Annotated in this window: 6 protein-coding genes; 2 read left to right on the top strand and 4 right to left on the bottom strand. The window is 65.8% G+C overall.

Features of this window, described 5'->3' with window-relative positions:
- The 4 genes from Mrose_RS17345 to Mrose_RS17330 form a co-directional block, all read right to left on the bottom strand.
- Window positions 1-1,032, bottom strand: a 1,032-nt coding sequence (locus Mrose_RS17345) for an Ig-like domain-containing protein (protein WP_182482892.1), incomplete at its 3' end; no start/stop codon positions are given.
- 140 nt (window positions 1,033-1,172) lie between these two features.
- Window positions 1,173-1,967, bottom strand: coding sequence for a universal stress protein (locus tag Mrose_RS17340; protein ID WP_147371713.1), 795 nt, complete (start codon window positions 1,965-1,967; stop codon window positions 1,173-1,175).
- 12 nt (window positions 1,968-1,979) lie between these two features.
- A complete protein-coding gene (locus Mrose_RS17335; protein WP_018465479.1) occupies window positions 1,980-2,351 on the bottom strand; it encodes a RidA family protein in 372 nt (123 codons plus the stop codon).
- A 141-nt stretch (window positions 2,352-2,492) separates the two neighbouring features.
- The gene (locus Mrose_RS17330; protein ID WP_119280404.1) at window positions 2,493-3,461 is read right to left on the bottom strand and encodes a Stp1/IreP family PP2C-type Ser/Thr phosphatase; all 969 of its coding nucleotides are present in this window, start codon (window positions 3,459-3,461) and stop codon (window positions 2,493-2,495) included.
- Between the two features lie 320 nt (window positions 3,462-3,781).
- On the opposite strand from Mrose_RS17330, the gene aceE reads away from it, so the two are divergent.
- Both aceE and Mrose_RS17320 read left to right on the top strand, forming a co-directional pair.
- Window positions 3,782-6,505, top strand: coding sequence for a pyruvate dehydrogenase (acetyl-transferring), homodimeric type (aceE, locus tag Mrose_RS17325; RefSeq protein ID WP_119280402.1), 2,724 nt, complete (start codon window positions 3,782-3,784; stop codon window positions 6,503-6,505).
- Window positions 6,506-6,599: 94 nt separating this feature from the next.
- On the top strand, window positions 6,600-6,880 hold a 281-nt coding region (locus Mrose_RS17320; protein WP_338025238.1), incomplete at its 3' end, for a biotin/lipoyl-containing protein.

Below are 6,880 nucleotides of genomic sequence, written 5' to 3'. Positions count from 1 at the left end.
CACCCCGAGGTAGTAGCCCCCCAGGCCGCGGCCCTCGTAGCCCAGGAACACGGCGTTGGAGTTGGCGTAGGGGTTGGTGGGGGCCGGGGTGGAGAAGAAGCCCACGGCGAAGCCTTCACCGACGTTGCTGGGCAACTGGATGTCCCCCGGGCTGAGGTCCACCACTGCCCCAAGGCCGGTGACGCGCTCGAGGGTGCCCCGACTGTAGCTCATGCGGCCCCAGCCCGCGCTTTCCGGTCGCGGCATCACCAGAAAGCTGTTGCGCTGCGCCATCTTGCCCTCGGCGTCGTTGCCCAGGGCCTCTCCCCCGATCACCGTTCCCGCCGGTTTGTCGGCGTCGAAGCCCTCGTCCACCTTGCCGACGATGATGATGGTCTCGGTCACGGTGAGGTCAGCCGAGCCCTGGCCACCGAGGTCAACCTCGCTGGCCCGAATCTGAGCTGCCCCCGGCGCGACCCCCGTCACGATCCCCGAGCTATTTACCGTGGCGATGGCCGTGTTCGAGGATGACCAGGCGAAGGTGAAGGCGGGGTCATCAATCTGGCTGCCGGAGGCGGTCTTGGCTATGGCGACAGCCTGGGTGACCTCGCCCGCCTCGATGTTGTTCTTGGCCAGGATGACTTCGATGTGGTCGAGCACCTTCAGGCTTAGCTCGACCTGGTTCTTCTCTCCGGCGACGATTTCCTGTTGCGTGCTGCCCTTGGCCAGCACGCTTCCCTTTCCATCGGCCTGGGCGTAAGCCTTGGCCACGAACACCGCCTGGCCCACCGGGGCCTTGATGCGGCCTTCCGCAGCGGGTTTGTTGAGGATCAGGGTGTCGTAGACGACCTGACTGCCAGCAGGCCGCACCGTCACCACGATGCTCTGGGCACTGGGGGGTATCTCCTGGGCCAGGGATTGGGGCCACAGCACACGGACTACAGCAGTAGCGGAGGGGGCCGGGGAAGTGCAGGCCGAGAACAAAGATACCAGCCCGACCAATGCCAGGCCCAGGCCAGTTTTACGGCGGAAGAGAAGGGCAGCAGTCCCCACGGGTCGCATTCTAGTGCGGCCCAAAGTGAGGGAAACAGGAGAAATGGTTAAGCACGACCATCGCGCTCGTGCTTCGTGCCCTGTCCTGCCCGAAAGGCAACTCCGCAGGGAAGGTGAATTCTCCCTTCAGTCCAACTGACTCAGGGGTGAACGAAAACCGGCACCCTGGCCCGGTTGAGCACGTTGCGGGTCACTGAGCCGAAGATGCGGCTGCCCCGGCTGCGGCCCATAAACAGCGCGCTGGCTGTGTTGCGGGTAACGTAGTCGAGCAGAGCTTCGTCGGCAGGGCTCGAGGAGGGCAGCACCACCACCTGGATGCGCTCCCTGGCCTCGCCGGGGAAGTAGCTCACCAGGGCGTGGAGGCGGGCCTGGTCGGCATCCACCGCTCCGGGCTCGACCACGTGCAGCAGGGTCAGGCTGCCGTCGCTGCGGGTGGCGATCTCGTAGGCCAAGCCCAGGGCCCGCTCGGAGGGGTCGGCTAGGGCGGTGGCCACCACCAGGTGGCTCAGGCGGCGCAGCGCCGTGTCCCTGGAGACCACCACCACCGGCTTTTCCGTCTGGGCGATGACCCGTTCGGTGGTGGTGCCGATCAGTCGGTCCTTGAGGCTGTCCTCGCCGTGGGTGCCCATCACCAGCAGGTCGTGTTCGGCAGCGTGGTGCAGGATGCAGGGGATGGGCTTGCCGGTCTCGAGGATGGTCTGGGCCGAGGGGTCCAGGCCCCTGAGTTGCTGCTCGAGCGCCCGCTGCCACTCGAGGTCGGCCTGCTGGAAGATCTGCTCGTTCTCGCGGCTGAAGAACTGCGCCGGACTGGCATAGCGGGGTTCATAGGCGTGCAGGATGGTCAGACTGCCCCCCATCAGCCCGCGCAGGTGCTGGGCAAACTCGAGGGCCTTGTAAGAGGCCGGGGAAAAATCGGTGGGGTGAAGGATTCTCATGGCCTGGACCACCTAGATCACGGCGATGCAGGCCACTTCCACCGCCACGTCACGGGGCAAGCGGGCGGCCTGCACGGTCACGCGGGCCGGGTAGGGCTCGCTGAGGTACTGGCTGTAGACCTGATTGAAGGCGGCGAAGTCGTTCATGTCGCGCAGGAAGCAGGTGGCCGAGACCACCTTCGACAGCGAGGAGCCGGCGGCCTCGAGCACGGCCTTGAGGTTGCGCATGACCTGGTGGGTTTGGGCGGCGATGTCGCCGTCCTCGAGGGTGCCATCGGGCCGCAGGGGGATTTGCCCTGAGCAAAACACCATCCCACCCGCCACGATGGCCTGGCTGTAGGGACCGACTGCCTGGGGAGCTTGATCGGTGTGTACTTTTTTCATGTCCCCCAGCTTACCCTGCTCGAGCAGGGACAGATTGCCGATGGTCGAGAGCCAACAGCATGGCTATCGGCAATTTCCACAGGAAACCCGGCCAGTCGCGGGGCAGGCTTGGGATTGTCCCGCACTCGAGGCCCCCACCGCTCAGGGGCCGATCGGTTTCCCCGGTCCGAACTGGCTGTAGAGCACGTAGGCCAGCAGGCCGCCCCACAACAGCAACAGAAGCCAGGTGCTCCAGCGCTGCCAGAAACCCTTGGGTCTTTCCGGCTCGATCACCTGGGTGGTGACCCCCTCGGGCTCCTGGCCCAGTTGCAGGCTGACCGGCCCTCCCCTGGCCGCCTCGACGGCCAGGGCATAAGGCCGCTGCTGGCTGGGGATGTGGGGCCCCACCGCGGCCACCACGACGCTGATGTTGTCGGGGCCGCCCCACTCGTTGGCCAGGGCGATGAGGCGGGGCACGGCCTGCTCGGGGGGATAGTTGCGCAAGACCTCAGCGATGACGGGGTCGTCGAGCACGCTGGTCAAGCCGTCGGAGCACAGCAAGAACAGGTCGCCGGGCTCGACCTTGAGGCCGATGAGGTCCACGCGCACCTGGGGAAAGGAGCCCAGCGCGTTGGTGATGACGTTGCGCCAGCGGTGGTTGCGGGCTTCGGCTTCGGTGAGCACCCCCTGGCGCACCCGCTCGGCCACCCAGGAGTGGTCGTTGGTGAGCTGGAGCATCTCGCCTTTGCGGTAGAGGTAGGCCCTCGAGTCGCCCACGTGTCCCAGAATGGCGTAGGGCAAATCGAGCCAGAGGGCGGTGGCGGTGGTACCCATGCCGCGCGACTCGGGTGCCTGCCCGGCGCTGTAGATCTCGCGGTTAGCGGCTTCAAAGGCCTTGACCAGGTTCTGCGGCGAGGGCAGGTCCTGGCGCAGGTTGGCGGCAATGTGATCGACGGCCAGCCTCGAGGCCACCTCTCCGGTGCGGTGCCCCCCCATGCCGTCGGCCACAACGAAGATCCCACCGTAGGGTGTGAGCTCGTAGAGAACGGCGTCTTCGTTGAGGTCGCGCTTGCGTCCGGGATCGGTCTGGGCGGCTGCCAGCACCACCGGAGCGCTCTCGGGTCTCGCCATATCTATGGGGGATTATACGGGTGGGGTGGGGTGCCGCAGAGCGAATTTGAACGTCCGGTGACGCTGCGGGAGGAAACTGGAGCGTTGGACAGTGCCGCCGCACTCCCCTCCGCCACCGGGGCTTGCTGGCTCACTGTAGGGGCTCGGGGTACGTCTTCAGGATCTCCGCGTACTCCGGGGTAACAAGGCGTCTTGCGTTTTGCGTAGGGCGTACGACCCGCGCCCGACTATTATCCATATTCCATCCAACAAAAAATATTTTTTGCACACCATCTCGAGCCCGGTTTCAAGGTGTAATCTGGAGCTTGGGAGAAAGCAAAATGATATCCGACCTAGAGCTGATCGAAGCGCGGGCCAGGCTCTCGGCTGAGGAGCAAATCAGTCTGGAGGATCTGGAGACCAAAGAGTGGCTCGAGTCCTTGGAGTACGTGCTGCGCACCGCCGGGCGCGATCGGGTGGTGGCGCTGGTGGAGGCCCTCGAGCGCTACGCCTACAAGCACGGGGTGATGCTGCCCTACAAGCTGCGCACTCCCTACATCAACACCATCCCCGCCGACCACGAACCCCCCTACCCCGGCGACCCCGAGCTCGAGCAGCGCATCGCCAACATCCTGCGCTGGAACGTCATCGCCATCGTGCAGCAGGCCAACAAGAAGGCCGAGGGCATCGGGGGCCACATCGCCACTTACGCCTCCATCGCCGAGCTGATGGAAGTGGGATTCAACCACTTCTTCCGCGGACCCGACGCCGGGATGGACCGCGACCTGGTGTTCTACCAGGGTCACATGTCGCCCGGAATCTACGCCCGCAGCTTCCTGGAGGGGCGCTTCAGCGAGGACGACCTGGCCAAGTTCCGCCGCGACCTCACCCCCGGACCGGGCCGTGTCGTCACCAGCTACCCCCACCCCTGGCTGATGCCCGACTACTGGGAGTTCCCCACCGTCTCGATGGGTCTGGGGCCGCTGCAGGCCATCTACCAGGCCCGCTTCATGCGCTACCTGGAAGACCGGGGCCTCAAGCCCAGGTCCAGCGCCAAGGTCTGGGCCTTCCTGGGCGACGGCGAGCAGGACGAGGTGGAAACCCTGGGCGCATTGCGGGTGGCTGCCACAGAGGAACTCGACAACCTGATCTTCGTCATCAACGCCAACCTCCAGCGTCTCGACGGCCCGGTGCGCGGCAACTCCAAGGTGATCCAAGAGCTCGAGTCGGTCTATCGGGGCAACGGCTGGAACGTGATCAAGGTGGTGTGGGGCAGCGCTTGGGACGAACTGCTGGCCAAGGACACCGAGGGCGTGCTCTTAGAGCGCTTCGAGCAACTCGTCGACGGTGAGAGCCAGCGCTACGCGGCCTACGGGGCCAAGGAGCTGCGCGAGAAGTTCTTCAACACCCCCCAGCTCAAGGCCATGATCGAGGGCTACACCGACGAAGAGCTCGAGATCCTCACCCTCTCGCGCGGCGGGCACGACAAGAAGAAGGTCTACGCCGCTTACAAGGCGGCCACCGAGCACCGGGGCAGCCCCACCGTGATCATCGCCCGCAGCGTCAAGGGCTACGGCCTGGGGCCCACCGCCCAGGCCAAGAACGTAGCCCACCAGGTCAAGAAGCTCACCCTCGACGACCTCAGGGAGGCCCGCGACTTCCTGGGCATCCCCGTCTCGGACGAGGACCTCGAGAAGACCCCCTTCTACCACCCCGGCCCCGACTCGCCGGAGGTGAAGTACATGCTCGAGCGGCGCAAGGCCCTAGGCGGCCTTATCCCCGATCGGCGGGTCAGGGCGGCTCCCTTGAACACCCCCGATGCCTCCTTCTTCGAGGAGTTCTACGCCGGGAGCGGGGGTCGCGAGATCTCCACCACCATGGCCTTCGTGCGCATGCTCACCAAGCTGGTGCGCCACCCCGAAGTGGGCAAGTTCATCGTTCCCATCGTTCCTGACGAGGCTCGAACCTTCGGCATGGAGGGCGTGATCTCCTCGGTGGGCATCTACAGCCCCAAGGGCCAGCTCTACGAGCCCGTGGACGCGGGAACCGTGACCGTCTACCGCGAGTCCAAGACCGGGCAGCTCCTGCAGGAGGGCATCAACGAAGCCGGGGCCATGGCCAGCTTCATCGCAGCAGGCACCGCCTACGTCCACTACGGCATCCCCACCATCCCCTTCTACATCTACTACTCGATGTTCGGGCTGCAGCGCGTGGGCGACTTGGTCTGGGCCGCCGCCGACCAGCGCACCAAGGGCTTCTTGCTGGGGGCTACCGCCGGGCGCACCACCCTCAACGGCGAGGGGCTGCAGCACGAGGACGGCCACTCCCACGTGCAGGCCCTGCCCATCCCCAACATGCTCGCCTACGACCCGGCCTTCGCCTACGAGCTGGCGGTGATCCTCGAGGACGGCATGCGGCGCATGTACAAGGAGGGCGAGGATATCTTCTACTACCTCACGCTGATGAACGAGAACTACCCTCAGCCCCCCATGCCCGAACCGCGTGAGCAGACCCGCGAGGGCATCCTCAAGGGCCTGTACCTCTTCAAGAAGTCGGAGCTCAAGCGGCCCAAGGCCCGCGTGCAGCTTCTGGGCAGCGGCACCATCTTGAACGAGGTCATCAAGGCCGCGGAGGTGCTGGAAGGCTATGGCGTGGCCGCCGACGTGTGGAGCGTGACCAGCTACAAAGCGCTGTACTACGACGCCATCGAGACCGCCCGCCGCAACCGGCTCAACCCCACTGCCAAGCCCGAAAAGCCCTACGCCGCCCGGATGCTCGACCCCACCGAGGGCCCCATCATCGCGGCCAGCGACTACATGAAGGCCCTGCCCGACCTGATCTCGGGCTACCTCGAGCGCCCCATCCACAGCCTGGGCACCGACGGCTTTGGCCGTAGCGACACCCGCGAGGCCTTGCGCGATTTCTTCGAGGTAGACGCCAAGTACGTCAGCGCGGCTGCCCTCTCGGCCCTCAAGGACGAGGGCAAGCTCTCCGCCAGGGCCGTGAGCGAAGCTTTCAAGAAGCTCGGCATCGAGACCGACCGGGAGGCGCCGCACAAGCGCTAAAGCAGCGCCCTACGCCTTACGTCGTCCGCCAATTGAGGACCCGGATACGTAAGACGTAGGACGTACGGCATATGACGCGACTGAAAGGAGCACTATGGCTACTGAACTGAAATTACCCGAGCTGGGCGACAACGTTGCCTCCGCCGTGGTGGTGGGGGTGCTGGTGAAGGAAGGCGACAGGCTCGAGGCTGGAGCGCCCTTCCTCGAGCTCGAGACCGACAAAGCCGTCATGGAAGTGCCCGCCCCCTCGGGCGGCACGGTGGAGAAAGTGCTGGTCAAACCCGGTGACGAGGTCAAGAGCGGTCAGGTGGTGGTGATGCTGGGCGACGGGGCCTCTGCCCCCGCCCCTACCCCCGCGCCCGAGGCGGCCAAGCC

It is taken from the genome of Calidithermus roseus (genome assembly GCF_003574095.1).
Taxonomy (GTDB): Bacteria; Deinococcota; Deinococci; order Deinococcales; family Thermaceae; genus Calidithermus; species Calidithermus roseus.
The sequence above is the reverse complement of the archived record's forward strand: the minus strand, read 5'-3'. Positions and strand labels throughout refer to the sequence as shown.